24 protein-coding genes and 1 pseudogene are annotated in these 24,727 nt (G+C 70.6%); 13 read left to right on the forward strand and 12 right to left on the reverse strand.

The annotated features are described in order from the left end of the window. Window positions 1–636: LuxR C-terminal-related transcriptional regulator (locus ABR571_RS10150; protein ID WP_409453078.1), on the forward strand; the 636-nt coding region annotated here is incomplete at its 5' end. A 41-nt stretch (window positions 637–677) separates the two neighbouring features. Next, complete coding sequence (locus tag ABR571_RS10155; RefSeq protein WP_409453079.1) at window positions 678–1,079, forward strand: response regulator transcription factor; 402 nt, start codon at window positions 678–680, stop codon at window positions 1,077–1,079. A 14-nt stretch (window positions 1,080–1,093) separates the two neighbouring features. Here ABR571_RS10155 and ABR571_RS10160 read toward each other — a convergent pair whose 3' ends face one another. Genes ABR571_RS10160 through ABR571_RS10180 form a run of 5 tightly spaced genes read right to left on the reverse strand, consistent with a single transcriptional unit; the run spans window position 1,094 to window position 7,901 of the window. Beyond that, window positions 1,094–3,049 carry a histidine kinase gene (locus ABR571_RS10160; protein ID WP_409453080.1) on the reverse strand — a complete coding sequence of 652 codons (1,956 nt, stop codon included), beginning with the start codon at window positions 3,047–3,049 and terminating at the stop codon, window positions 1,094–1,096. A 2-nt stretch (window positions 3,050–3,051) separates the two neighbouring features. Further along, entirely contained in the window at window positions 3,052–3,348 is a 297-nt protein-coding gene (locus tag ABR571_RS10165) for a hypothetical protein (protein ID WP_409453081.1), read from the reverse strand. Between the two features lies 1 nt (window position 3,349). Next, complete coding sequence (locus ABR571_RS10170) at window positions 3,350–5,791, reverse strand: ABC transporter permease (protein WP_409453082.1); 2,442 nt, start codon at window positions 5,789–5,791, stop codon at window positions 3,350–3,352. Further along, a complete protein-coding gene (locus ABR571_RS10175) occupies window positions 5,788–6,516 on the reverse strand; it encodes an ABC transporter ATP-binding protein (RefSeq protein ID WP_409453083.1) in 729 nt (242 codons plus the stop codon). Before ABR571_RS10175 ends, ABR571_RS10170 begins: the two co-directional genes overlap by 4 nt. After that, window positions 6,513–7,901: an adenylate/guanylate cyclase domain-containing protein gene (locus tag ABR571_RS10180; protein ID WP_409453084.1), complete on the reverse strand. Its 1,389-nt coding sequence runs from the start codon at window positions 7,899–7,901 to the stop codon at window positions 6,513–6,515. The genes ABR571_RS10175 and ABR571_RS10180 overlap by 4 nt, the downstream gene beginning before the upstream one ends. Before the next feature lie 74 nt (window positions 7,902–7,975). Between ABR571_RS10180 and ABR571_RS10185 the strand changes: the two genes are divergently transcribed. From ABR571_RS10185 to ABR571_RS10210, 6 genes are all read left to right on the forward strand, one after another. Further along, window positions 7,976–8,992 (forward strand): cyclic nucleotide-binding domain-containing protein, encoded by a 1,017-nt coding sequence (locus ABR571_RS10185; protein ID WP_409453085.1) that lies wholly within the window; start codon window positions 7,976–7,978, stop codon window positions 8,990–8,992. An 89-nt stretch (window positions 8,993–9,081) separates the two neighbouring features. Beyond that, a complete protein-coding gene (locus ABR571_RS10190) occupies window positions 9,082–9,831 on the forward strand; it encodes an MBL fold metallo-hydrolase (protein ID WP_409453086.1) in 750 nt (249 codons plus the stop codon). A 53-nt stretch (window positions 9,832–9,884) separates the two neighbouring features. Continuing rightward, window positions 9,885–11,081 carry a homogentisate 1,2-dioxygenase gene (locus tag ABR571_RS10195; RefSeq protein ID WP_409453087.1) on the forward strand — a complete coding sequence of 399 codons (1,197 nt, stop codon included), beginning with the start codon at window positions 9,885–9,887 and terminating at the stop codon, window positions 11,079–11,081. After that, window positions 11,078–12,187, forward strand: coding sequence for a fumarylacetoacetate hydrolase family protein (locus tag ABR571_RS10200; protein WP_409453088.1), 1,110 nt, complete (start codon window positions 11,078–11,080; stop codon window positions 12,185–12,187). Before ABR571_RS10195 ends, ABR571_RS10200 begins: the two co-directional genes overlap by 4 nt. Further along, complete coding sequence (locus ABR571_RS10205) at window positions 12,184–12,753, forward strand: RNA polymerase sigma factor (RefSeq protein ID WP_409453089.1); 570 nt, start codon at window positions 12,184–12,186, stop codon at window positions 12,751–12,753. Before ABR571_RS10200 ends, ABR571_RS10205 begins: the two co-directional genes overlap by 4 nt. Before the next feature lie 25 nt (window positions 12,754–12,778). Continuing rightward, a complete protein-coding gene (locus tag ABR571_RS10210; protein ID WP_409453090.1) occupies window positions 12,779–13,498 on the forward strand; it encodes an anti-sigma factor domain-containing protein in 720 nt (239 codons plus the stop codon). 131 nt (window positions 13,499–13,629) lie between these two features. Here ABR571_RS10210 and ABR571_RS10215 read toward each other — a convergent pair whose 3' ends face one another. The 4 genes and pseudogenes from ABR571_RS10215 to ABR571_RS10230 form a co-directional block, all read right to left on the reverse strand. Further along, entirely contained in the window at window positions 13,630–14,427 is a 798-nt protein-coding gene (locus ABR571_RS10215; RefSeq protein ID WP_409453091.1) for a DUF1295 domain-containing protein, read from the reverse strand. Window position 14,428: 1 nt separating this feature from the next. Next, on the reverse strand, window positions 14,429–15,712 hold the full coding sequence (locus tag ABR571_RS10220; RefSeq protein WP_409453121.1) for a class I SAM-dependent methyltransferase: 1,284 nt from the start codon (window positions 15,710–15,712) through the stop codon (window positions 14,429–14,431). A gap of 84 nt (window positions 15,713–15,796) precedes the next feature. After that, a pseudogene (locus ABR571_RS10225) lies at window positions 15,797–16,438 on the reverse strand (DUF1365 domain-containing protein); the annotation flags it as partial. Then, entirely contained in the window at window positions 16,432–17,691 is a 1,260-nt protein-coding gene (locus ABR571_RS10230) for an NAD(P)/FAD-dependent oxidoreductase (RefSeq protein WP_409453092.1), read from the reverse strand. The pseudogene ABR571_RS10225 and the gene ABR571_RS10230, both read right to left, overlap by 7 nt. Before the next feature lie 127 nt (window positions 17,692–17,818). On the opposite strand from ABR571_RS10230, the gene ABR571_RS10235 reads away from it, so the two are divergent. Genes ABR571_RS10235 through ABR571_RS10245 form a run of 3 tightly spaced genes read left to right on the forward strand, consistent with a single transcriptional unit; the run spans window position 17,819 to window position 20,722 of the window. Beyond that, window positions 17,819–18,619 carry a thioesterase family protein gene (locus ABR571_RS10235; protein WP_409453093.1) on the forward strand — a complete coding sequence of 267 codons (801 nt, stop codon included), beginning with the start codon at window positions 17,819–17,821 and terminating at the stop codon, window positions 18,617–18,619. 37 nt (window positions 18,620–18,656) lie between these two features. Further along, entirely contained in the window at window positions 18,657–19,445 is a 789-nt protein-coding gene (locus tag ABR571_RS10240) for a CPBP family intramembrane glutamic endopeptidase (protein ID WP_409453094.1), read from the forward strand. Window positions 19,446–19,471: 26 nt separating this feature from the next. Continuing rightward, a complete protein-coding gene (locus ABR571_RS10245; RefSeq protein WP_409453095.1) occupies window positions 19,472–20,722 on the forward strand; it encodes a GNAT family N-acetyltransferase in 1,251 nt (416 codons plus the stop codon). A gap of 10 nt (window positions 20,723–20,732) precedes the next feature. Here ABR571_RS10245 and ABR571_RS10250 read toward each other — a convergent pair whose 3' ends face one another. The 3 genes from ABR571_RS10250 to ABR571_RS10260 are packed head-to-tail and all read right to left on the reverse strand — an operon-like array spanning window position 20,733 to window position 23,376. Then, a complete protein-coding gene (locus tag ABR571_RS10250) occupies window positions 20,733–22,037 on the reverse strand; it encodes an SPFH domain-containing protein (RefSeq protein WP_409453096.1) in 1,305 nt (434 codons plus the stop codon). Between the two features lie 32 nt (window positions 22,038–22,069). Beyond that, complete coding sequence (locus tag ABR571_RS10255; RefSeq protein WP_409453097.1) at window positions 22,070–22,507, reverse strand: NfeD family protein; 438 nt, start codon at window positions 22,505–22,507, stop codon at window positions 22,070–22,072. A gap of 44 nt (window positions 22,508–22,551) precedes the next feature. After that, window positions 22,552–23,376, reverse strand: coding sequence for a DUF3097 domain-containing protein (locus ABR571_RS10260; RefSeq protein WP_409453098.1), 825 nt, complete (start codon window positions 23,374–23,376; stop codon window positions 22,552–22,554). Window positions 23,377–23,438: 62 nt separating this feature from the next. On the opposite strand from ABR571_RS10260, the gene ABR571_RS10265 reads away from it, so the two are divergent. After that, the gene (locus tag ABR571_RS10265; RefSeq protein ID WP_409453099.1) at window positions 23,439–24,188 is read left to right on the forward strand and encodes a hypothetical protein; all 750 of its coding nucleotides are present in this window, start codon (window positions 23,439–23,441) and stop codon (window positions 24,186–24,188) included. Window positions 24,189–24,224: 36 nt separating this feature from the next. Continuing rightward, window positions 24,225–24,650: a PPOX class F420-dependent oxidoreductase gene (locus ABR571_RS10270; RefSeq protein WP_409453100.1), complete on the forward strand. Its 426-nt coding sequence runs from the start codon at window positions 24,225–24,227 to the stop codon at window positions 24,648–24,650. The last annotated feature ends 77 nt before the right edge of the window (window positions 24,651–24,727 follow it).

The following is a 24,727-nucleotide window of genomic DNA, read 5'->3' on the forward strand; positions in this document are numbered from 1 at the left end:
ATGCGAGAAGGCATCCGCCAGGTCGTCGGCCTGCAGCCCGACCTCGAGGTGGCCGGTGACTGTCCCGACCTGCCGTCTCTGCGTGCGCTTGTCGAAGCGGAGAAACCGGACGTCGTCGTGACGGACGTCCGCATGCCCCCGACCTTCGGCGATGAGGGCATCAGCATGGCGGTCGAGCTGCGGCGGACCCATCCCGACATGGGGGTGGTCGTGCTCTCGCAGTACGCCGAGCCGGCCTACGCCAACGAACTCCTGGCCGGCGGCAGCGCCCGGCGCGCCTACCTGCTGAAGGAGCGGATCAGCGAACGCGACCAGCTGGCCGCCGCGATCCGCACCGTCGCCGCTGGTGGTTCGGTCATCGATCCGGTCGTCGTCGACATGCTCGTGTCGGCGTCATCGGGCCGGCCGTCGTCGCCGCTCGCATCGCTCACCCCTCGTGAGCTGGAGGTGCTCGACGAGGTGGCCCAGGGCAAGAGCAATGCCGCCGTGGCCGCGGCTCTGTTCCTGTCCGAACGCGCCGTGGAGAAGCACATCAACGCCCTGTTCGCCAAGCTGGGCCTTGCGGTCACCCCGGACGTGAATCGCCGGGTGGCGGCGGTACTGCTGCACCTGTCCGAACGGGGCCGGGGTAGCTAGCACCCTTGCCGATCTAGAAATCCTCACCAAGACTTGACGCTGTGAGCAGTCCCCTCGACACCCGCCCGAGCAGCGCCGCCTCGACCGTCAACGTGCTGATCGTCGACGACCAGCGACCGTTCCGCGACGCGGCCCGCACGGTGGTGTCCGTGATCAAGGGCTGGCAGGTCGTCGCCGAAGCGGCCTCCGGTGAGGACGCGGTCGCCGCCGCCGAGGCGACGTCGCCGGCGATCGTGCTGATGGACATCAACCTGCCGGGCATCAGTGGCATCGAGGCCACCCGCAGGATCGTCGAAGCTGCTCCGGAGATCCGGGTCATCCTGCTGTCCACCTACCAGGCCGACGACCTGCCGGCCGACGCGTTGACGTGCGGAGCCGCCGCGTACGTCCGTAAGGAAGACCTCACGCCGCGCGTGCTGCGCGACGTGGCCGCGGCGTCCTGACGCCGCCCGCCCCGTCAGCGCGCGGCCGTCTCGAGTGGCTGGGCCGGGATCGACGCCCGTACGACGGTGCCCCCTCCCGGCGTCGACTCGACGGTCAGTTCCCCGCCGATCGCGCCCAACCGGTCCTTCATGTTGAGGAAACCGTGGCCGAGGCTGGTCGTGCTGGCATCGAACCCGGCCCCGTCGTCGCTCAGCTCACAGCACAGCACGTCGGTCGTGCCGTGGAGGCGGACGGTGATGGTTGCCCCGTCGCCGGCGTACTTGCCGGCGTTCTGCATCGCCTCCAGGCAGCAGAAGTACGCCGCTGTCTCGATCTCCTCCGCATACCGCCCGGGCAGATCGACATCGACCGAACACGGCAGCGGCGAGCGAGTGGCCGCGGTGCGCAGCGCCTCCCCGAGGCCGCGGTCCCGCAGCAACGGTGGATAGATTCCGTGAGCCAGCTCCCGCAGCTCCCCGATTGTGGTCTGCACGTCGGCGCGCAGGTCCTCCAGAAGGCCGAGCACGGTCCCGGTGTCGCCGTCCTCGGCGATCGAACGCGCGAGGCCGAGCTTCACCGCGAGCGCGACCAGGTGCTGCTGCGCACCGTCGTGCAGGTTCCGCTCGATCGCCCGACGGGACGAGTCGGCCGCCGTGACGATGCGCAGGCGCGAGGCCTGCAGCTCCTCGTTGCGTTCGGCCAGCTCGGCCAGCGACGCCTGCAACGCGGAGTCGAGCCGGACGTTGTGCAGCGCCAGCCCGAGCTGCCGGGCGACCTCGACGAGCGCGCGTTCGTCGTCCTCGGTGTAGTGCTCGTCGACCGGACGACGCCGGACGACGATCAGCCCGAGGAGTTCGCCCAGGTGCGCCACCGGAACGACGCGCAGGTCGCCACCTGCGGGTTGCGCCAGGGTCGGCAGCCAGACCGCGGTCCAGCTCGGCCCGCCGATCCGGGCCCGGCCCACCACGATGCGGTCCTGCTCGCTGAGCTCGATGCGCTCGGCGCCGCGCGAGGGGACACTGACCGTGCGGGCCAGGGCACCGCCGGCCCCCGTCCAGATCTCGGCACCGGCGGGGGCCACGGACGCGCGCAGGGATTCGACCAGCTGCAGCATCAGTTCGTCCATCGGCACGGCCCGGCTCATCCGAGCGCCGAAGCCGCTCACGACTTCGTCGGTCGACGGATCGGTTGCCCCGATCAGCCGGTCGGCGAACGCAATGAGGCGCCGGCGGACGGGCACGGCCAGCGCCGCGACCACGAGCGCCGCGGCGAGGCTGGCGATGAGAACATCCCGCTCATGGCCATGCGGGGACCCGTTGATGCCCACCACGACGACGAGGTACACGATGACCACAAGCGCCGCCAACCCGGCCGCCGCGATCGCTTCCAGCAATACGGCGGCTGAGGCCCGGGTACCGGTCACGATCGCGCTGAGGACGAGCGCGATCGGGACGAACAGCAATCCGGCGGCCACCCAGACCGGCAAGGGATGGGGTTTGTCGGTCATCAGGTCGAGCGCCAGGCACACGACGATGAACGCCGCCGCCAGCACCGAACCGGCGGCCAACCAGCGCAGGATGCGTTTCTCTTCGACGCCGCCCTTGGCGTAGCGGGCGATCGAGGCCACCGCTCCGCCGGCACTGCCGGCCACGGCGACGATCACGAAGCCCGTCATCGGCGGGTGGTCGCCAACCACCTCGAGCACCACGGCCCAGCCGACGGTGGCCGCCAGCGCAACGGCGGCAAAGACACGGCGTGGTGCGGTTCCCAGGGCGCCACCAGGCACGGCCAGGGCGAAGACGAACCAGGCGCCGAGCACCAAAGGAGCGAGCTCGGGCCACATCGCGGCCAGCACGTGGGTGACCGCGGCGCCAGCGCAGCTGAGCGCCAGGTGCAGCCGCGTCGCGGGAGCCCATCTCTGCAGCACGACGATGGCGGCGACAGCCCACACGCCACCCAGCGCGATCGACATGATCGACAGGCCGGTCATCGTCACTCCGTCCTCAGGACGTGCGCGATGCGCAGTTTCGCAGCGCGCCGCCCCGGCCACGCGGCCAACGCGTTGGCGACGACCAACGCCAGCGGAACGATCAGCAGCGTCACGAGAAGCGCCGTCGGCGATTTGTACTGGATCGGGGTGTAGTCGGCGACGGTGCGACAGCCGCGCCGGGCGCCGGCGAGGGCTGCCATCACAGTCGCGCCCGCGATCGCGATAAGGACGGCGAGCACCACCAGGGAGCGCCGCGGGCGGCGTAGGTCCAACCGCAGCCACGCGTGAGCAACCGCCATGTCACTCCGCCCTCAGCACGTGTGAAATGCGCAGCCGCGCTGCCCGCCGACCCGGCCACGCCGCCAGGAGGTTGGCGACCACGAACGCCGCCGGCGCGACGAGCAGCAGCGCCCACAGCGAGATCGGCGAGACGTACTCGAGCGGGGTGTAATCCGCCACCACGCGCCACACGGTCCGGCCGAGCGCCAGACCGGCCGGCACCCCGAAGACCAGTCCGATCAGGGCCAGCAGGCTGGCCTGCGTGACGACGACCCAGCGGCTCTGCCATTGGGTCATGCCGACGGCGCGCAGCACGGCCAAGTCGTGCGAGCGCCGCCGCACCGCTGTGGCGAGGGCATGTCCGACCGCGCCGATCGCGAGCAGTGCGAGGAATGCGCCGAGCAGGATCGGCAACGTCCGGACCTCGCGGATGAGCGCGAGTTCAGTGGGGACGTCACCGGGGTCGAGCTCCAAGCCCGCATCCTTGAGTTCCGGCATCTTCTTGATCACTTCGTCGACGAGCGCGGCGGACGCCTTGTGCACATCCGCACCGGGCCGAAACCTGATCAGGATCGTCCGGAACTTGTAGCCCTTGAAAAGCGCCTCGTAGCCCGCGGTCGCGACCCAGCCGCCTTCGGCGTAGCCATTGTGCGGGCCGAGCGGGACGAGTCCGCTTCCGGTGACCCGCATCCGTTGGGGCGTCCGGTGGCCCGGCTTGTTGCCCGTCAGCTCCACGAGTCCCCCGACATGCGCGTGTAGCAGGGACATGGTCTGGGGCGCCAGCATGACCTGGTCGGCCGTCGTCGGCATCCGTCCTTCGAGCACGACAACGGGCAGCGGCTTGGCTGCGGCGCGGTACTCCCACAATGGGACGGACGCCCGCCCGCCCGACCCGGTGGCCACGGCGCTTCTGCTGTCATCGATCCCCGTTGTCAGCGCACTGTTCCGCATGACCGACGTGACCGCGGCGACGGGACCGCCGTCCTTGCCGTTGATACCGGCAAAGGCGACGGCCTGGAAGGTCTGGCCGAACCTCTCGGGCCGCGCCGCCGCGTCGCTGACGCCACTGGAGAACGTGAACGCGGCAACGATCCCGATGACGCCCAGCACCGCACCGAACAAGGCCGGTCGAACGGGCACCGCGGTGCGGCCGCGTCCGGTTTCCAGCGCGAATCGCGCGCCCACCACGATCGGCACCGGCATCCCGGCTTTGGCTGCGGATCTCGCGATGGTGGACTGCCGGCTCGCAGTGCCACGACGAGCCGAGACGAGCGCCATCAGGGCCGCGACCGCGGCACCCGCGGCCACGAGAACCGCGATGAGTGCGCCGACGCTCCCGGTCACGAGCGGATCCCAGGAGCGGCCCGGCGACGGTTCGAATAGGCCGGCCGCGCCGTAGGGGAAGTGCGAGGACGCGATCCAGGCGGCCGCTCCGGCAACCACGACGCCTATGACGCCCACGAGCGTCGGCGCCGCGGCAGCCGTGATCATCGCCTGGCGAGGTGTCATGCCCAGAGCGCGCAGGGTCTGCAACTCCGTGGCGCTCGCAGCGGCGTACCGCGCGATCGCCTGACCGACGAGGAACAGTGCCGCCACGAACGCCGCAATGGCGAACGCCAACAGGCACCGCGACTCGAAAGCGATGTTGTGTTGAATCGTCCGGCCCTGCTCGTAGAGGTTCGAGATGTCGAGGTCGGACCGTCCGGTCACCCGGGCCAGGTCATGACTGAATCGCGGGACGTCGGTCGGGCTGCGCAATCGGACGAGGGCGTTGACGAACTGCGTGTTCTCCGGGATGTTCGGATCGCCGACCGTCTCGAGGGGATACTTCGCGACGAGCCCGGCCGAGATCTGCAGACCGCCCTCGGCGTCCGGGGAGTCCGAGAGCCACGGCGAGACTCCCACGCCCACGATGTGGACCTTGATCGTCGGGCCCACCAGCTTCCTCGGCGTCGGGCCGTCGTTGAAGGAATCGGCCAACTGCTTCGCGCTCGGCAGATGGAGCGTGACAATGTCGCCCACGCCCTTGTGGTGTTTGCTCACGAACCTGCGAGTGACGATGGCTTCGTCGGCGCGCGTGGGGTCAGGGGTGCGGCCGGCGAACAGCACCGGCTTCTCGATGGTGCGCAGAAAGGCGCCGTCCGCGGGCGGGAAGCCGAGGCTCGCACCGTCGATCCCGTCGAAGGACACCGTGTAGTCCACGACGAATTTGCTGAGGGCCCGAACCTCCGGGAGGGCTTCGACCTTGGTCCAGTCGAACCCCGGCTGGTTGGCGAGCACGGCGATGGTGGCCGGTTCGGTCCGAGCCGACAGGCGGGTGAGGGCGCTGGCCCCCCGACGCGCCGCCGCGAGAGCCGTGATGACCACGCCGGCCGACAGCGCGACGAGCAGCCCGAGCACGACGAGCGAGCGCCAGCGGCGGCGGAGCTCGAGCCGCAGCCACGTGGCGACGATCGGCGTCATGTACCGGCGCTGTCCGACTCGACCTGGCCGTCGCGCATCACGACCTGGCGGTCGGCACCGGCCGCAACGTCGTGGGAGTGAGTGACCATGACGATGGTCTGTCCGGTGTCGTGCAGTCGGCGGAAGAGTTCGAGCACCTCGATGCCACCGTCGCTGTCCAGGGCGCCGGTCGGCTCGTCGGCGAGCAACAGCGTCGGGGAGTTGACCAGGGCCCGGGCGATCGCCAGGCGCTGCCGCTGGCCGCCGGACAGGACCGCGGGAACCTGCTGGGACCGGTCACCCAGCCCGAGCAGGTCGAGCAGCTCCCGGGCGCGCGACTCGGCCGCTTTGCGCCGCATGCCGCCGAGCACGCCGGGCAGCACGATGTTGTCGAGCGCACTCACCCCGTCCAGCAGGTTGAAGAACTGGAAGACGATGCCGATGTGGTGCCGGCGGAATTTGGCCAGCCAGTTCTCGTCCCGGCCGTCGATCCGCTGGCCGGCCACCTCGACCGTCCCGTCGTCAACCGTGTCCAGGCCGGCGACGATGTTGAGCAGCGTCGACTTGCCGCAGCCTGACGGGCCCATGATGGCCACGAACTCTCCGTCGGCAACATCCAGGTCGATGCCGCGCAAGGCCCGTACCGGCGCCAGCTCGGCGGTGAAGGTGCGCCGCGCCCCCCGCAGGCGAACGGCCGGCTGACCGACCACTCCCGGTTCGGGCTCAATCAATTCCACCGCACTCATGAATCGCTCCCCTGATCGACTTCTTGCCCCGGACTCAGCCGGTAGGCCATGACGGGCGCTTCCCGGCCCTTGACATCGCACGCTCCGAGCGACTCCCAGGGCCACTCCGCCGAGCACAGCTGCACGGTGGCTTCGCTCGCCACAGTGGTGCCGGCCGGGCGGGCGAGGTCCTGCAGGCGCTGCGACAGGTTCACCGTGTCGCCCACCACCGTGTATTCGAGCCGCTCGGCACTACCGAGCATTGCTGCCGCCACGTCTCCGGTGGACAGCCCGATGCCCAGTCCGAACGCGGAGAGGCCCTGTGCGGCCCACTCGTCGTCCAGCTTCCGCTGCAACCTGTGCATCGCGATGGCCGCCCGTACCGCGCACGTCGCGTGGTCGGCCTGCGGATTGGGCGCGCCGAAAACGGCCATCACCGCGTCCCCCACGTACTGCATGACTGTTCCCCCCTCGTGGAGGATTGCAGCATTCATCTGCCTTCGGTGCGCGTTGAGTTGCCCGGCCAGCACCGCGGGGTCGGCATGTTCGGCGATGCCGGAATAGCCGCGAACGTCCGACATGAGCACCGTGACCGTCATCCGTTCGGTGCGGTCGATCGCGCCCTTGTCGGCGCGCAGCTTGTCGGCGAGGCCGCCGGGCAGGAGCCGGGACAGCGTCTGGCCCTGTTCCTCCCGATCGAGGATGGCGGTGTGCAGCATGCGCAACCGGCGCAGCGCGTCGACCTGGCCGGCTGATGCTCCCTTGGCAAGGGTCAGGAAGAGGTCCTCGATCTGGTCGTTGACCTTCTCCGGCGGGACGTGCAGCGCGCTGGCGATGGCCTTGACGGGCCGGCCTTCGGCGACCTGACGCAGAAGGTCCTCCTGCTCGTTCGTCAGTGCACCTTCGGCCCGGACGGGCGTCACAAGGGAGTTGACGATCTCGGGGTCGAGCATTGATCCGCCGGTGGCCACCTCACGGATCGCCTGGGCCAGCCGGTCGCCGTCGGCCACCCGGTCCTTCAACAGGTACGCGTAGCCGGCGGCGCCGCTCGACAACAGCTCCACCGCGTACTCAGGACTGTCGTACTGGCTCAGGACCACTACGCCGGTGCCCGGGAAACGCTTGCGGACCTCCTTGGCGCCCTCGATGCCCTCGTTCTGGAACTTCGGTGGCATGCGGATGTCGGTGACCAGGACCTGAGGCGTCAAGGCCATGGCCTGGGCGATGAGCTCGTCGTAGTCGCCGGCCACGCCGACGACGTCGATCGTCGGATCGCGTTTGAGGAGCGCCCGGACGCCCTCGCGGACGATCAGGTTGTCGTCGACGAGCAGCACGGTGATGGCTTGCACGGCCTCATTACCCCGTAGCCCGGCGTCCACGACAAGGTGGTCAGGACGACGCGGCACGGGGTGGTGGCTACACCACAAGATTCAGGTTGGCGCCCGTGATCTGGCGCGGTCTCGCGCTTAGCGTCTGCGGCATGCGAGTCGAATCCAGCGCGACCTCCCTGTCATGGATCCCGTCCGAGGCGGTGAGCGGCCCGATGAAGGCAGGCTTCGCCACCGGATTGGCGCACTACGACCCGCCGCCGCCGGCTCATCTCGAGCCCGAAGACGTGGCCACCATGCTCGCCGCCGATCAGTTCCGCTTCGGCAACGTCCTCAACGCCTGGGCCGAGTTCGACGGCGACACCGTGGTGGCGCACGGGCGGAGCGGTGGCCTGCTGATCGGCGCCACGACGGTTCGCGTCGGCCCCCTGGATGCGACCTTCCAGGCGGTCGGCATGCCGGAGCTCACCTACGCACCGGAGATCGGCGACGGTCTCATCAGCTGGATCCAGACCGTCGGCGGGCGGACGTCGGTGCCGTTGCCCCGCACGATCAACAAGCCGCCGTACGTCCGCCTGCACGCGCCGCTCGTGTGGACGACGCTGCGGCTCACCCTCTATGCCGACGGCACTGCCCGGCGCGAGCTGGTCGGCGCCAGCCCGTTCCCGCGCCACTGGGTGTACGACGCCGAAGGCAACCTCGCGCTGAAGGCCGGCGTCGCGGACTGGAAGCACTGGCTCGGCCAACCGTCCTGGTCGGCCACGCCGTGGGGCGCCGAGGACTCGCCGGTCGTCTCCGCCGCTGCGGAGACCGCACTGGAGCGCGAGCTGTCGACCTTGCTGATGCACGGGGCCCACCGGCCGAAGATCGAGAGCATCAAGACCGGCGCGGTCCTCGCCCGGCAGGGCGATCCGGGTGATTCACTCTTCCTTGTGCTGGACGGCATTCTCGAGGTCACCGTCGACGGTGTGAAGCTGGGCGACATCGGCCCAGGGGCGGTCGTCGGCGAACGGGCCGTGCTCGAGTCCTCACCGCGCACGGCGACACTCACCGCGCTGACGCCGGTTCGGGCGGCCGAGGCGCCGGCCGGCATCGTCGACCGGTCCGTCCTCGCCGAACTCGCGGGCGGGCACCGGCGCGAGGTGGCAGACCACCCGATCGCTCAGTGAGGGTCGTCCCCCTGGGAGTTCGGGGTTCCACGGCGGCACCCGGTGCCGCGTTCGTCCGCTACGGCGGCCACACGAGTTGCGTTGCGGTGATGCAGGGGGGTGTCACCGCAACGCAACTCGTGCTGGATGCGGGCACCGGGTTGGCCGCCCTTCCGGACCTCCTCGGCGATGCGCCGTTCACCGGCCGGATCCTGCTAAGCCACCTGCACTGGGACCACATGCAGGGCCTCCCGTTCTGCCGGTCGATCGATCGGCCGGACGCGGAGGTGTCGCTGCTGGTGCCGGTGCCGTCGGCCGACGTCGATCCGGTCCAGCTGCTGGCCCGGTCGTTCTCGCCCCCGAATTTCCCGATCGGGCCGGAGGGGCTGGTGGGCGATTGGCGGTTCCGGGCGCTGCTCGCGGGGCCGATCGACGAGACCCTTTCCGTCGCTCAGGTCGTCCACAAGGGCGGTGTCACGTTCGGTGTGCGCGTCGCGCTGGACGGCTCGACGCTGGCCTACCTGCCCGATCACGCGCTGCACCGCGGCACTTCTGCGGTGGACCGGCGAAGTGCGGCCCGGCTCGCCGCGGGTGCCGACCTCTTGCTGCACAACGGCCAGTACCTCGCCGACGAGCAGGGCCTCGCCGTCGCCTACGGGCACGCGATCATCGAAGAGGTTCTCCGCTTCGCCGACGAGTGCCGGGTCGGCGCTGTAGCGCTGACCCACCATGCTCCGATGCGCACCGACGACGAGCTCGACGAGCTGGCCCGGCGCTTCGCGCACACACCGGGCGGGCGGCCGGTGACCTTCGCCCGCCAGGGTGTCCCGATCGACGTCGGGACGCCCGCTGCCGGGTAAGTCGTGCCACGCTGGATGCGATCACGACAACGATGTCGAGGAGCGAGAACCGAATGGCGTACTACCAGCAGCGGGGCAGCGTGCCGCCCAAGCGGCACACCCAGCACCGCGGTCCGGACGGCCGGCTGTACTTCGAGGAGCTGATGGGCGAAGAGGGCTTCTCGTCGGACTCGTCGCTGCTCTACCACCGTGAGATCCCGTCGGCGCTCGTCGACGCCCGGCCGTGGGAGCTGCCCGACCAGGCGACGGTCCCGAACGAGCCACTGCTCCCCCGCCACCTCCAACTACACGGCCTCTTCGACGACGGTGCCGGGACCGACGTCGTCACCGGGCGGCGGCTCGTGCTCGGCAACGAGGACGTGCGCATCTCCTACGTGGTTGCCAACCGCCGCTCGCCCTTGTACCGCAACGCGGTCGGTGACGAGTGCGTCTATGTCGAGTCGGGCTCGGCCACTGTCGAGACCGTCTTCGGCACGCTGCCCGCAGTGGAGGGCGACTACGTCCTAATCCCCCGCGCCACGACGCACCGGTGGTTGCCCGGCCCGGACGGCGTCCGGGCCTACTGCATCGAGGCGAACTCGCACATCACGCCGGTCCGCCGGTACCTGTCGAAGTTCGGGCAGCTGCTGGAGCACGCGCCGTACTGCGAGCGTGACTTGCATGGGCCGTCCGACCCACCGGTCGCCGACGAAAGCGACGTCGAGGTGTACGTCAAGCATCGGGGCTCCGGCCCCTCCGGGCTCGCCGGCTCCGTCCACGTCGTGCCGCACCACCCGTTCGACGTCGTGGGTTGGGACGGCTGCCTCTACCCGTACACGTTCAACGTCGAGGACTTCATGCCCATCACCGGTAAGGTGCACCAGCCCCCACCGGTCCACCAGGTCTTCGAGGGCAACAACTTCGTCATCTGCAACTTCGTCCCGCGCAAGGTCGACTACCATCCGCTGTCGATTCCGGTGCCCTACTACCACTCGAACGTGGACTCCGACGAGGTGATGTTCTACTGCGGCGGCGACTACGAGGCCCGCAAGGGTTCGGGGATCGGTCAGGGCTCGATCTCCCTGCACCCTGGTGGTCACTCGCACGGCCCGCAGCCGGGTGCGTACGAGCGCTCGATCGGGATCGAGTACTTCGACGAGCTCGCCGTCATGGTCGACACGTTCCGGCCGCTGCGCCTCGGCGAGGGCGGCCGGGCCGCCGACGACGGCCGCTACGCGTGGTCGTGGTCGGGCCGCGGCCCGGCGACATGACCTTCGGTCTCGACAACCTGCCGTACGGGTCGGTGGCCGGACCGGGCGGCGAGCCGATCGCGGCCGTGCGTTTCGGCGACAACGTGCTCGATCTGCGCCACGTGGACGAGACGCTGTTCGCCGACGGCCGCCTGGACGCTTTCCTGGCGGCCGGGCCGCAGGCGTGGGCCGACGTGCGCGGGGCCGCCGGCGACATGATCGAGGCGGACGGGCGACCGCTCTTGCCACTGTCGGGCCTGCGTCCGGTCCTCGGGTTCACCGTCGCCGATTACGTGGACTTCTATGCATCCGAGCAGCACGCGACGACGGCGGGGCGCATCCTGCGTCCGGGAACCGATCCGCTGCCCGAGAACTGGCGGCACCTGCCGGTCGGCTATCACGGCCGATCCGGATCGGTCGTCGCGTCCGGTGCTCCGGTCGGCCGGCCCGCGGGCCTGCTCGGGCCAGGACGGTTCGGGCTGACGCAGCGGCTGGACTTCGAGGTTGAGGTCGCGTTCGTGGTCGGCGTCCCCGGTAGCCGGGTCGACGTCGCCGCGGCCGACGACCACCTGTTCGGGGTGTGCCTCCTCAACGACTGGTCGGCCCGCGACATCCAGCGCTTCGAGACCCGTCCGCTCGGACCCTTCCTGGGCAAGTCCTTCGCGACGTCGATCGCGACCTGGATCACGCCCCTTGCCGCTCTGGGCAGCGTGCGCGTAGCCCCTCCGCGGCCCGACCCCGCACCGGTTGCCCACCTTCAGGAGTCCGATCCGCCCCACGGCCTCGCGCTCGACCTCGAGGTGCGCATCAACGGGTCGGTGGTCGCCCGTCCGCAGTTCGCCGGCATGTACTGGACCTACGCGCAGATGCTGGCCCATCTGACGTCCAACGGGTCGTCGGTCCGGACCGGGGACCTCTTCGCGTCCGGCACGGTCAGCGGGCCGGGTCCGGGCGACGCGGGCTGCCTGTTGGAGCTCACCCGCGACGGCGCGGATCCGATCACCCTGGCCGACGGCACCTCCCGCGCCTGGTTGCTCGACGGCGACGAGGTCGTCATCGCGGCGACGGCCGGCAGCATCACCCTTGCCGAGGTTTCGGGGCGGGTTCAGGCCGGGGTGGAACCGTGAACCGGTTCCACCGCGAACACAAGGATGTGGAGTCCGCACTCGCCGACATCGGGGAACGCCTCAATCGGGGCGAACCGGAGGCCTTGGAAGAGGCCTACCGGACCCTCGGCCCGTTGGTGATGTCCTATCTGAGCCGGTATGTCCCACAGCCGGACATCGAGGACGTCATGCAACGGGTCTTCTACGAGGTGTGGCGGGTCCACGAACGGTACGACCCAGGGCAGTCCTTGCGTGGCTGGGTGCTTGGCATCGCACGAAAGCGCGCGATCGACCATCTTCGCAAACGGCGCGACGTCGTGGTCCCGCTGGACTCGATGCGCGAGATCACCGGCGACGACGGCCGCGAGGTCGCCGAGCGCCTGGTCTGGGCCGACGAGGTCCGCGGGGCGTTGGACCTGCTGCCCGAACTGCAGCGCGAGGTCATCGAGCTCGCCTACTTCAGCGGGTACACGCAGGTCGAGATATCCAGTTCGCTCGGCATTCCGCTCGGCACGGTCAAGACGCGCACCGCGCGGGGGTTGCAGCGCCTGTCCGGTCTGCTGGAGAACACGCGGGGGCAGCGATGACTTTCGTACGAATTCAGGTGCAGCGATGACCAGTCCACACATCTCCGAGAACCTGCCTCGCCTGTTGACCGGCGACGCAAACCGCGACGAGGTCATGGCGGCGGCGGAGCATCTCCGCAACTGCCCCGACTGCCAGCAGGAGCTGATCTCCGCGGTGGTCGCGCACGCGTCCTTGACGTCGGCCCACCGCTTCGCCCCCGGGATCGTCGCGCCGGTGTCGACGCCCGCGCCGGACGAGGACGACGAGCACGACATCGACACCCCGCTGCCGGACATGAGCGCGATGTTCGCGAAGGTTCGGGCCGAGGCTTCGGTCGCACCGGCCAGGACGCAGCACCGCCGTCGCCTGCTGGCGGTTGCCGCAGCGGCGGCGGTGCTGGTCGGCGGTGGCGTGACACTGGCCGAGACGGTCGGCACGAGCTCGTCCTCGACCGACACCCGTTCGTTCGCGCTGCGCCCGTTCGATGCCGGCGACCATCCGGCCAAGGTGACGCTGGTCGGTAGCAACATGCATATCGACGCCACGTCGCTCCCCCGGCTCGACGCCGGCCACTTCTACGAGGTGTGGCTGACCGACAGCGCCCGCAAGCGCATGCAGTCGGTCGGGTCGATCGGGCAGAACAACAAGGCCGAGCTCACCGTCCCGGCCAACGTGATGTCGCAGTACAGCGCCATCGAGGTCAGCCTGCAGCGCACCAACGAGACGGCCTACAGCGGCACGAGCGTGCTGCGCGGCTCGTACTGATGCCGCGGCGGGTCCCCTCCCCCGCCTCGTGTGTGGCTCCGTAGCGGGCCACCACGCGGCGTGTCTGCCCGCAGCGTGGCCACACCCAGCCGAGCGGCCACCACTAGCCGAGCGGCCACCTCCAGCCGGCGTCAGCGCTTCTTGGGCGGACGCGGGAAGAACATGCTCGTGCGGGCCGCGTAGGCGTCCCATCCCTCGCGGGAGCTCATGTGCTTTTCGAGGATGCGGGCACCCGACCCCTTGGTCAGCAGCAGCGTCATGAGCACCGGGGCGAACACGGTCACCACACCGGGCAGCGCGTCCGCCGCCACCAGGAAGATCCCCCACCACACGCAGGCGTCGCCGAAGTAGTTGGGATGCCGGGTGTAGCGCCAGAGGCCGACGTCGATGACCTGACCCTTGTGCGCCGGATCGCGCCGGAAGCGCTCCATCTGCGCGTCGCCGACCGCCTCGAAGAAGACACCGACGCACCACAGGGCAACGCCGAGCCACGCGAGGAGGCCGACCCGCCCGCCCTCGAAGCCGCCGACCAGGATGGGCGCGGCGATGACGAAGGCGAGCACGCCCTGCAGCAAATACACCATCCGCAGGGCGTAGAGATCGGGATTGCCGCGGCCCTTGGCCAGCAGCTGTTCGTAGCGCGGGTCCTCGGGCCGGCCGATGGTCCGGCGGGCGATGTGCTGGGCCAGCCGCAGTCCCCACAGGGCCGGCAGCAGGAACAGAAGCCATCGTCGCACGTCCCACGCATGCCCCTCGGACCGAGCGAACACGACGATGGCGATCGCGACGAACAGCAACCCCCACGTCGTGTCGATCACGCTGTGCTTGCCGACGATCTTGGCGACGACGAAGGTCGCCAGCAGCACGACGGCCGCGGCGCCGGCCGCCCAGAGCAGGGTGCCGGCGAACGCCGAACCGTCGAAGCTCACCTCAGACCGCAGCCCACGGCCGGGAGGCCGGCATGCCCGACACGCCCTCGCCGGTCGGCTTGACAGCCAGGAACTGGTCGACGCCCATCCGGCCGGCCTCGAACGCCAGCGCGCCGCCGACGAGGTAGAGCTGCCACACGCGGGCGACCTCCTCGCCCTGCAGCGCCACGAACTCGGGCCGGTTCGCCTCGAACCGCTCGATCCAGTGGTTCACCGTCCGGACGTAATGCTCGCGCATCGCCTCGACGTCACGGACCTCGAAGCCGGCCGCCTCGAGGTGGCCGAGCGTCTGGGACATCGGCCGCATGTGCATGTCCGGCGCGATGTAGGACTCGATGAAGGCGCCACCGCCGGGGGCCGAGTCGCCGCGCCGCGACATCTGCTGCAACAGCAGGCGCCCGGTCGGTTGCAAGGAACCGAACAGGATGCCGGCGTACACGTGGTACTGCCCTTCGCCGACGTGTTCGCCCATCTCGATGGAGCTCACCGCGTCGAACGTCTCGCCCGTCTCGGCAAGTTCGCGATAGTCCTGCAACCGGACCTCGACGCGCTCGGTGAGCCCGCGGTCGGCGATCCGCTTCGCCACGAAGTCGCGTTGCTGCTGGGAAAGCGTCACGCCGGTCGCGTGCACGCCATAGTGCTCGGCCGCGTGCAGGATCAGCGCGCCCCATCCGCAGCCGACGTCGAGCAGCCGCATGCCCGGCTGCAGGTCCAGCTTGCGGCAGATGAGGTCGAGCTTGGCGCGCTGGGCGTCGGCCAGCGACTGGTCGTCGGACGTGTAGTACGCCGACGAGTACGCCATCGACTTGTCGAGCAGCAGCGCGTAGAAGTCGTTGGACAGGTCGTAGTGGTGCGCGATCGCCGCCCGGTCCCGCAGTCGGGTGTGCAGTCCACCCGACAGTCGCGCCTCGGACGACGGAGGTTTCGGCGGCGCCCCCAGCACCCCCAGCCGGGCGGCGGCCGCGGCGGCGCGGACCCGGGCCCCGAGCGACAGGCGCACCCGCGGCGCCGATCCGCCCGCCCTGCTCCACGCGCGCCGGAAACCGTCGGCCAGGTCGCCCTCGACGTCGAGGTCGCCGGTGACGTACGCGCGGGCCAGGCCCAGCTCGCCGGGCACCCACAGCAGCCGACGCAGCGCACGCCGCGACCGGAGCACGACCACCGGCCCTTCGCTCGGGCCGGTCTCGCTGCCGTCCCAGGCTCGTACCCGGACGGGCAGGTCGATGCCGGCCGTGCTGCGGATCAGGGCGGCCAGGCGGTCGGCGGTCGTGGGTTTCGTGGGCATCGGGGCCTCCGGGTCGGACGGGTGCGCGGGGCGCGGTTGGACGGGCAGGCCCTTACGCCACAGGGCGATGCCGTGCAGCGTGATGAGGGCCCGAACAACATGGGTCTCGAACGGGTGCCGGAGCGCGGTGGCGACGACCGCTCGGCGCGATGCCGGGCGGCGCACTCCGCGCACCGAGGCGGTGAACGGGCGACTGTCCGGCCGGTGCAGGGTGATCGTGAGGGCCAGCGACTCGCCCGGTTCGGGCACGCTCATCCGGTAATAGCCGTCGACCGGGTTGAACGGCGACACGTAGAACTCCTTGACCGTGTCCGCCCGTCCGGCGTCGTCGGGATGCAGCAGGTAGCGGTGCCGCTGGCCGTAGGTGTTGTGGACCTCGGCCACGATGCAGCGCAGGTTCCCGCCCGGGCCGTGGCACCAGTAGACGGTCAGGGGGTTGAAGACGTAGCCGAGGCTGCGGGCGCTCGTCAGCATGGTGATGCGCCCACCGTCGAGTGTCACGCCGGAGTCGGCGAGAAAGGACTCGACATTGGCCCGCAGCGTCGCCGACGGGTCGCCGACGTGGTCGCGGGACTCGATCCGGGCCAACGGCCCGTGGCGCGGCAGGTCGTCGACGTCGACGTACCAGAGGTAGCCGCGGTGCCGGACGTCATGGCGAAGCGGATCGACGCGCACGTGCGCGATGTCGACCTCGTACAGCGCGGCGGTTCCCGACGGAGTCACCATCGCACTCCCAGTGAGGCCGCCGCCTCGACGCCGGAGCGGCAGCCGTCCTCGTGGAAACCCCACCCGTGATACGCGCCGGCGAACGCGACCACGCCGTCGTTCAGTTCCGGCAGCCGCCCCCTCGCCGCCACCGAAGCGGACGTGTACACCGGGTGTTCGTACTCCATCCGGTCCAGCACGCGCGCGGGGTCGACGGCCTGCTCGCCATTCAGCGTGACGACGTACGTCTCGGGCGCTTCGAGGCGCTGCAGCCGGTTCATGTTGTAGCTCACCTGGACGGCGGTGGGCACCGAGTCACAGGTCGGCAGCGCGTAGTTCCAGGACGCCTGGGCCCGCGCGGCGCGGGGCAGCACGGAGATGTCGGTGTGCAGGACTGTCGGGTTCACCGTGAAGCCGATCGCGCCGAGGACGTCCCGTTCGGTGGAGGTCGGTTCGGCGAGCAGCCGCAGGGCCTGACCGGGATGGGTCGCGATGACCACCCCGTCGTACTGCTCGACCGCGTCGGAGTCGGCGCGTACCTCGACACCGCGTCCCCACCGGGTCACCGCCCGGACGGGTGTCGACGTCTGCACCGCCGTGAGGCCCTTGGCCGCCTTCTCGACGTAGCGGGCCGATCCGCCGACAACGGTGTACCAGACCGGCGCGCCGGTGACGCTGAGCATTCCGTGGTTCTGCAGGAACGTGAACAGGTAACGGGCCGGGTAGTCCCCGGCCCGGGTGGGCGCGGTCGACCAGACCGCGGCGATCAGGGGCGTCATGAAGTGCGCGGTGAAGTACGGCGAGAACCGGCCGGCGCGCAGGAACTGCCGGACCGTCATCGTGTCGTCCGTTCCCGCCAGCAGCGCCGTGGCCCGGCGGTGGAACCGCACCACTTCGCCGAGCATGCGCAGGTACGCCCCGTTAGTGACGGTTCGGCGTGACGGCAGTAAACCGCCCACGCCCCGGCCGCCCGCGTACTCGAGGCCGCAGCCGCCGCAGGAGATCGACATGCTCATGTCGGACTCCTGCGTAGCCACGTCCAGCTCGTCGAACAGCCGCCGGAGCAAGGGGTAGGTCCGCAGATTGTGGACGATGAAGCCCGTGTCGACGTTGCGCAGCACGCCGTCGGCACCGACCACCTCATGGGTGTCGGCGTGTCCGCCGAGCCGGGCATCGGCCTCGTACAACGTGACGTCGGCCTCGCCCTGCAGCACGTAGGCCGCGGTCAGGCCGGCCACCCCGCTACCTACGACGGCGATCCTGCGACGTGTCATCGGCCAACTCCCGGGTCTCGGCGCCTCACTGGTTCAGTAAGGCGGTCTGTTGCCCAGGAATTCGAGACAGGCGGGCGGACGGTTCCACCGCGTGGGGCGGATCCCCCGGCCGCTAGGTTTGGATTCCATGTCAGCCGCCTACTTCTCGGTCGTCGAAGAGACTCCGCTCACCGGGCGCTACCTGTCGAACCCCCCGACGGTCGGGCCGTGGGCCGATCACCTGCAGCACGGCGGGCCGCCGAATGCTCTCGCCGTCGCGGCCGCCGAGCGAGCGGTGCGCGCCGAGACTGGGCGCGAGGATCTCGTCGCCCTGCGCGTGGCGGCGGAATTCATCGGGGCCGTGCCGGTCGACGAGGTCCGCACGACGGCGCGGGTGATTCGGGCAGCGCGCAGCGCGGCCCTGGCCGAAGTCGTGGTGTCGGCCGGCGAGCGTGAGTGCGTGCACGCCCGCGTCTGGTTCGTCCGCACCGCCGACACGTCACGCGTCGCTCCCCCGCTGGGCGAGCCGGTCGATCTGCCGGACGTCGCGGTCAATCGCGACTGGGACTTCGGCTGGGCCCGGAGCCTCGAGTGGCGCTTCGTGCGCGGCCTGCCCGGCGCCCCGGGCGGTTCCGAGGCGTGGGCGAGGCCCACGCTGCCGCTGACCGACGGCCACGAGCTGTTCGGCCTGGCCCGCGTCGTCATGGTGGCCGACTCCGCGAGCGGCATCTCGGCCGAACTGGACTGGCAGGAGTGGTCGTTCGTGAATGTCGATCTCGACGTCCACCTGGCCCGGCCGTTCCGCGGTGAGTGGGTGGTGATGGACGCCGAGACCCATCTCGGTGAGGACGGCTCGGGACTGACCCGCTCGACGCTGTCCGATCGGCACGGGATCGTCGGGGCCGGACTGCAGACCCTCGTCCTCGCGCCGCTGCGCCGGGCCGGCTGACACGGCGCGCTCAGCCGACTGCGGCAGACTGCCTACCGTGACCGCCGAGGTGGAGGCCGACGCGCCCGCGCCGGCCAAGCAGCGCTACGGGCTGGAGCTGCTGGCCGTGCTCGGCGTCTCGTACGGAATGTCGGGCATCACCGCGCTGCTCAGCTTCATCCGGTCACAACTGATCATCAACCACGGCATCGGGTTTCGCCACGTCGCGACCGGGCCCATCAACTCGGGCCGCAAGACCCACTACCAGTGGCTGGACATCCTCGACCAGCTCGCCAACGTGCTCAGCGGCGTCCTGCCGGCGTTCCTCGCCGTCGTCCTGCTCATTCGTTCCCCGGGCGGCCGGGGCCTCGGCGTGGGACTCCATCGGCTGCGGCTACGGGAGATGCTGCAGGGCGCGGGCTTCGCCGCGCTGATCGGGATTCCGGGGCTCGGCTTCGTGTACGTCGCCCGCAAGCTCGGCGCGAACGCCCAGATCGTCGTGACGGATTTCCCCGACGTCTGGTACCGGATCCCCGTCCTGCTGCTGGATGCGCTGCAGGACGGGCTCGCCGAGGAGATCATCGTCGGCGCCTTCGTCCTCACCCGCCTCCGTCAGCTCGGCTGGTCCAACTCGCGCGCCCTGGCCGTCGGCGCCGTCCTGCGCGGCTCGTACCACCTCTACCAGGGTTACGGCGGCTTCTTCGGCAACGCCGTCATGGGAGTGATCTTCGGCTGGTGGTTCCAGCGCACGCGCCGGGTGTGGCCGCTGGTCATCGCGCACTTCATCATCGACGCGGTCAGCTTCATCGGTTACATCTACCTGCACGGCCGCGTCGACTGGATCTGAGTTGCGCCCGCTGGCAGGGTCGGGACGTGAGCGATCCGGAACTGATCAGCCCGGTCCCCGTCGATGAGGCACATGCCTGGGTGGCGATGCTGGCGACCGCCCTGCTCGGTTCGCCGTACGACGACGACTTCTCTCGACGGGTCGATCGCTGGGCCAGGGAGTGGATCCCCGAACGGACGTGGGCGTATCGCGATTCCGGTCGGCTGATCGCCACACTGGCCACCGAGCCGCGCAACGTCTCCGTGCCCGGCCCGCACGGCACCACCCGCGACCTGCTCGCCGATGCGCTCACCGGCGTTAGTGTGTCCGCCACCCACCGCCGCCGCGGGCTGCTCCGCTCGATGATCACCCGGTCTCTGCAGGCGGCCAAGGACCGCGGCGACGCGCTCAGCATGCTGCTCGCCGCCGAGTGGCCGATCTACGGACGGTTCGGCTACGCACCGGCCACGATGAACGCCGAGTACGTCTACCACCCGCGGCGGGCTGCGGCGACCCTTCCTCCGCCACCGCCGGGAAGCGTGCGACAGGTCGAGGCCGACGAGCTCGGCGCCGTCGCCCCGGCAATCTTCGAAACGGCGCGTCGACTGCGCCCGGGCCAGGTCGACCGCCGCGACCCGTGGTGGGACCGGCGACTCGCGCTCAACGGCTACGAACCGATCGGCAAGCGACCGCACCTCATTCTGCACGAGGGACCGGACGGTCCGGACGGCCTGCTGGCCTGGAAGGTGACGCGGGACTTCGACCTCAACGGCCGGCTCGGCGCCATCGAGCTGAACGAGTTCGTCGCCGCCAACGACGACGCCTACCGCGAGCTGTGGGCCTACCTCGGCGGCATCGACATCATCGACGAGATCAAGTACGACAACGGGTCGACGTTCGAGCCGGTGCAGTGGCTGCTGCCCGATGCCCGCGCCCTGGAACACGTGAGCACCTGGGATTCCCTGTGGGTGCGCCTGCTCGACGTCCCGGCCGCGCTGTCCGCGCGTTCGTACGCCATCCCCGGCCGGGTCGTGCTCGACGTCGTCGACACCGGACTCGGCGGCTACGGTGCCGGTCGCGTCGTGCTCGAGGCCGACGAGGACGGCGCCCAGTGCTCGGCCACCGCCGAGCGGGCCGACCTGCGGGTCGACCAACGGGCACTGGCCGCGTGCTACCTCGGGGGCTACCGGCTGCGGCAGCTGCCCACCGGCGTCGAGGAGCTCCGGCCCGGCGCGTTGGACCGCGCCGACCTCATGTTCTCGGTGCCGCTGCCGCCCTGGAACCAGACCGGCTTCTGATCCGGCGCGGTTACTGCTGCGCCGGCCCCTGGTACGGCGGCTGCTGCGGGTACTGGTAGCCCGGCGGCTGTTGCGGGGGCGGGGTGCGCGGGAAGTCCTGTGGCGCCGGTGCGGCCGGCGGCGGGTCGTCAGCCGTCGGGACCCGCTTGCGCAGGATCTCGGCCACGTCCTCGGCGTCGCCGCCCGGGATGCCCGCCCGCGCCTCCTGCGAGTCCGGGTCGTCGTCGGAGGCGCGCAGGTTCGTCGCTTCCGGCATGTCGGCCGCGGCGGGCAGGTTCGAGTCGAACCAGCCCTCGGTGTCGATCGGAGTGGCCGACTCACCTCCGCTTCCGCCGGGGCCGCCGGTGCCCTGCGCGCTCAGCCAGGAGGGGCCGTCGTCGCCGTCCCCGCCAGTCAGTTTCGAGAGTCCCTCCAACGCCTTGCTGAACTCGCTGGGCACGATCCACATCTTGTTCGCGTCACCCTGAGCGATCTGGGGCAGCGTCTGCAGGTACTGGTAGGCCAGCAGCGCCGGGTCGGGCTTGGCCGCGTGGATCGCGCCGAACGTCGTCTCGATCGCCTTGGCCTGCCCCTGGGCCGCGAGGTAGCGGGCGGCCCGCTCGCCCTCGGCCCGCAGGATCCGCGACTGCCGGTCGGCCTCGGCGGCGAGGATCGCCGCCTGCTTCTGCCCCTCGGCGTCGAGGATCTGCGCGGCCTTCTGGCCCTCGGCCGTCTTGATCGCCGACTCCCGCTGGCCCTCGGCGGTCAAGATGAGGGCGCGCTTGTTGCGGTCGGCGCGCATCTGTTGCTCCATCGCGTCCTGAATGGACGGCGGCGGGTCGATCGCCTTGATCTCCACACGTGCGACCCGGATGCCCCACGGGCCGGTCGCCTCGTCCAGCACACCGCGCAGCTTGCTGTTGATCTCGTCGCGGCTGGTCAGCGCCTGTTCCAGGTTGAGCGAGCCGATCACGTTGCGCAGCGTGGTGATCGTCAACTGCTCGACGGCCTGGATGTAGTTCGCGATCTCGTAGGTGGCGGCCCGCGGGTCGGTGACCTGGAAGTAGATGACCGAGTCGACGCCCACGGTCAAGTTGTCCGACGTGATGACCGGCTGCGGCGGGAAGCTGACCACTTGTTCGCGCAGATCGATCATCGGACGCATCCGGTCGACGAAGGGCAGCAGCAGCGTCAGGCCGGGCGTCGCCGTGCGCACGTAGCGTCCGAGCCGTTCGATGACGGCCGCCCGCGCCTGGGGCACGATCCGCACCATTCGCGCCAGCACGATGATCACGACCACCGCGATGATGATCGCGGCGATGGCTGCTGCATTCATGCGTTCGTCCTCTCAGGCACGGTTTCGACCTCTCACGCGAACGGGTCCTGCCACACGACGGCGGTGGCGCCGTCGATAGCCACGACCGACACCACCGTCCCGGCCGGCAGGTTCTGGTTGGGGTCCTTGGCCCGGGCCGACCACTCTGCGCCGTTGAGCCGCACCCGGCCGTCGTGTTCGGTCACCGGCTGGAGGACGACGGCCTCACGCCCCACCAGCGCATCCGGTCCGGTGACGATGAGCGGACCGGAGTTGAAGTGCCGGATCGCGGCCGGCCGGGCCAGGCCGAGCAGGCCGAGGGTGCCGAGGATCGCCACGAGCACCTGGAGGAACACTGGACCGCCCACCGCGGCCGTGACGGACGCGGCCGCCGCACCGCCGGCTGCCATGATCATGACGAAGGTGAGGGAGGTCGCCTCACCGGCAGCCAGGACGCCGGCGATGATCAACCACACCAGCCATGCGTCCACCCCTTCATCGTGGCACGCCACGCCCCTAGCCGCTTGCGTTGTGGTCAGTCAGTTACGAAGTCGATCAATTCCTCGACCGAGCGCAGAAGGGGCACCTCGACGTCGGCGTAGCTGTTGACGCTCGCCAGCACGCGCCGCCACATCTCGCGTGGGGCGCTGACGCCGAGCGCCGCACAGATGCCGTCCTTCCAATTGGTGCCGCGCGGTACGTCCGGCCAGCGCTCGATACCCAGCGCCGTCGGCTTGACCGCCTGCCAGATGTCGACGTAGGGGTGGCCGTTGATCAGGACGTGCGGGCTGCGCACGAGCGCGGCGATGCGGGACTCCTTCGAACCGGGCACCAGGTGGTCGACGAGCACGCCGACCCGCCGTTCGGCGGTCGGGGCGAAGTCACGCACGGCGGCGACCAGGTCGTCGATGCCGTCGAGCGGTTCGACCACGACGCCTTCGACCCGCAGGTCATCGCCCCAGATGCGCTCGACCAACGCGGCGTCGTGCACGCCCTCCACCCAGATCCGGCTGGCCCGGGCGACGCGGGCCGGCGCGCCGGCGACGGCATAGGACCCGGACGCGGTCTTGGCCCGGGCCCCCGGCTTGCTCGCTGCGGTCGCGGGGCGCACGAGCGTGACGATCGCCCCGTCCAGCAGAAAGGCAGCCGGCAGCATCGCAAAGACCCGGCGCTTGCCGTGCCGGTCCTCGAGGGTGACGGTGTCGCGTTTCTCGCCCGCATCCACCGCGCGGCCCACTCCGACGACCGCGCCGCAGAAATCGCCGTCCGCGGTCTCGACGACGAGGCCGGTCTCGGCCGCGACCTCGGGCACGTGGCGGCGGCGGGCGGGTTGGGCGAGCACGTCTGAGTAGTCGGGCACGCCGAGAACCTATGCCGAGGACGGAGGCCGGTCTCGGCACCACGCCCGTACGCTCGGGACCCGTGCCCATCGTTCGTTCCGGACCGCTCGCCGCGTGGGCGGCGGCGTTCTTCGCCGGCCGGGTCAGCATCGACCAGGCGGCCGACGCGGTGAGCGGCACCGACGCCCCGCACCAGGTGGGCGGCCTGCCCGCGTTCGACTTCGAACTCGTCCCGCTGCGCGAGGCTCTGGTCGCGTGGCGGCGAGGCGGGAGCACCGTGCGACTGGTCCTGCCCGTCGCCGGCGACGTCCGCGGGGTACCCGGACCGGCGGCATTCCGAAGCGCCGCGCTCGAGCACGGCGAAGCAGTCGTCGGCTCCGGCCTCGGCGTTGTCCCCGACGTCATCGAGTACGCGCCCAGCAGTGCCCCGACGACCGTGCTGTGGCAGGCGTTCGCGGCGGAGCCCGTCCCCGCCGACTTCGTCTCCGTGGCCGACGCGCAGTTCGACCTGACCACGGCGATCCGTGAGTCGGCGACCGCGCTGTCGGCCGCCGACGTGGCGGGCTGGATCGACGACATCACCGAGGCGCTGCAGGACGCCCGGCACGCCGGCGAGCGGCTCAACCTGCCGCCGGGATTCCCTCCGCGCGCGGTCGCCCTGCTCGCGCAGGCCGAACGACTGCAGGCCGTGCTCGACGTCGCGTTCAGCGATCCGACCGGGGGGGCGATCGACCGGACCGGGATCGCCGCGCGGACGTCGACCTTGCGACCGCTCGCGACCGCCGTCCGTCGCGCCCGGATCGCCGGCTACAACGCCGAGGCGCGCGACTGAACGCACTGGGCGACGGTTTGCCCGTAGCGTCTGCTCATGAGTGTTCTCAACTCCGCCGCCCGGAACGCCGTGAGCGGCGGGCATCTCGCGCACCTGGTCACGATGAATCCCGACGGCAGCTCCCAGGTCAGCGTGGTGTGGGTCGGTCTCGAGGGCGACGAGATCGTCAGCGGCCACATGGGCGAGCGCCAGAAACTTCGCAACGTGCGCCACGACGCGCGCGTCGTCCTGTCGATGGAGACCGGGGTGGTGAACGACATGGGCCTCGCCGAGTATCTGGTGGTCCATGGTTCCGGCCGGGTGACGGAGGGCGGCGCGGCCGAGTTGCTCCAGCGGTTGGCCCATGTCTACCTCGGGCCGGACGTCACGTTCCCGCCGGGCACCGACCACCCGCCGGGCCTCGTTCTGCGGATCAAGCCCGAGCGCGTGACCGGCGTCGGCCCGTGGAGCGACCCGGCCTAACTCGCCTTCCCACCCGGCGTGGTTGCCTTCGACGCCGTAAATCAACCGCGTCGGGTGGGAAGACGGGTCGGGCTACG

Origin of the sequence: Jatrophihabitans sp., from assembly GCF_046262535.1 — a bacterium.
In the GTDB taxonomy this organism is placed as follows: Bacteria; Actinomycetota; Actinomycetes; order Mycobacteriales; family Jatrophihabitantaceae; genus Jatrophihabitans.

Coding starts and splice junctions, on each gene's coding strand:
- ABR571_RS10185 (WP_409453085.1), top strand. CDS start 7,976: ATGCGAGTCGAATCCAGCGCGACCTCCCTGTCATGGATCCCGTCCGAG.
- ABR571_RS10210 (WP_409453090.1), top strand. CDS start 12,779: ATGACCAGTCCACACATCTCCGAGAACCTGCCTCGCCTGTTGACCGGC.
- ABR571_RS10270 (WP_409453100.1), top strand. CDS start 24,225: ATGAGTGTTCTCAACTCCGCCGCCCGGAACGCCGTGAGCGGCGGGCAT.
- ABR571_RS10175 (WP_409453083.1), bottom strand. CDS start 6,516: ATGAGTGCGGTGGAATTGATTGAGCCCGAACCGGGAGTGGTCGGTCAG.
- ABR571_RS10190 (WP_409453086.1), top strand. CDS start 9,082: ATGCAGGGGGGTGTCACCGCAACGCAACTCGTGCTGGATGCGGGCACC.
- ABR571_RS10200 (WP_409453088.1), top strand. CDS start 11,078: ATGACCTTCGGTCTCGACAACCTGCCGTACGGGTCGGTGGCCGGACCG.
- ABR571_RS10165 (WP_409453081.1), bottom strand. CDS start 3,348: ATGGCGGTTGCTCACGCGTGGCTGCGGTTGGACCTACGCCGCCCGCGG.
- ABR571_RS10250 (WP_409453096.1), bottom strand. CDS start 22,037: ATGAATGCAGCAGCCATCGCCGCGATCATCATCGCGGTGGTCGTGATC.
- ABR571_RS10220 (WP_409453121.1), bottom strand. CDS start 15,712: ATGCCCACGAAACCCACGACCGCCGACCGCCTGGCCGCCCTGATCCGC.
- ABR571_RS10195 (WP_409453087.1), top strand. CDS start 9,885: ATGGCGTACTACCAGCAGCGGGGCAGCGTGCCGCCCAAGCGGCACACC.
- ABR571_RS10230 (WP_409453092.1), bottom strand. CDS start 17,691: ATGACACGTCGCAGGATCGCCGTCGTAGGTAGCGGGGTGGCCGGCCTG.
- ABR571_RS10170 (WP_409453082.1), bottom strand. CDS start 5,791: ATGACGCCGATCGTCGCCACGTGGCTGCGGCTCGAGCTCCGCCGCCGC.
- ABR571_RS10235 (WP_409453093.1), top strand. CDS start 17,819: ATGTCAGCCGCCTACTTCTCGGTCGTCGAAGAGACTCCGCTCACCGGG.
- ABR571_RS10160 (WP_409453080.1), bottom strand. CDS start 3,049: ATGACCGGCCTGTCGATCATGTCGATCGCGCTGGGTGGCGTGTGGGCT.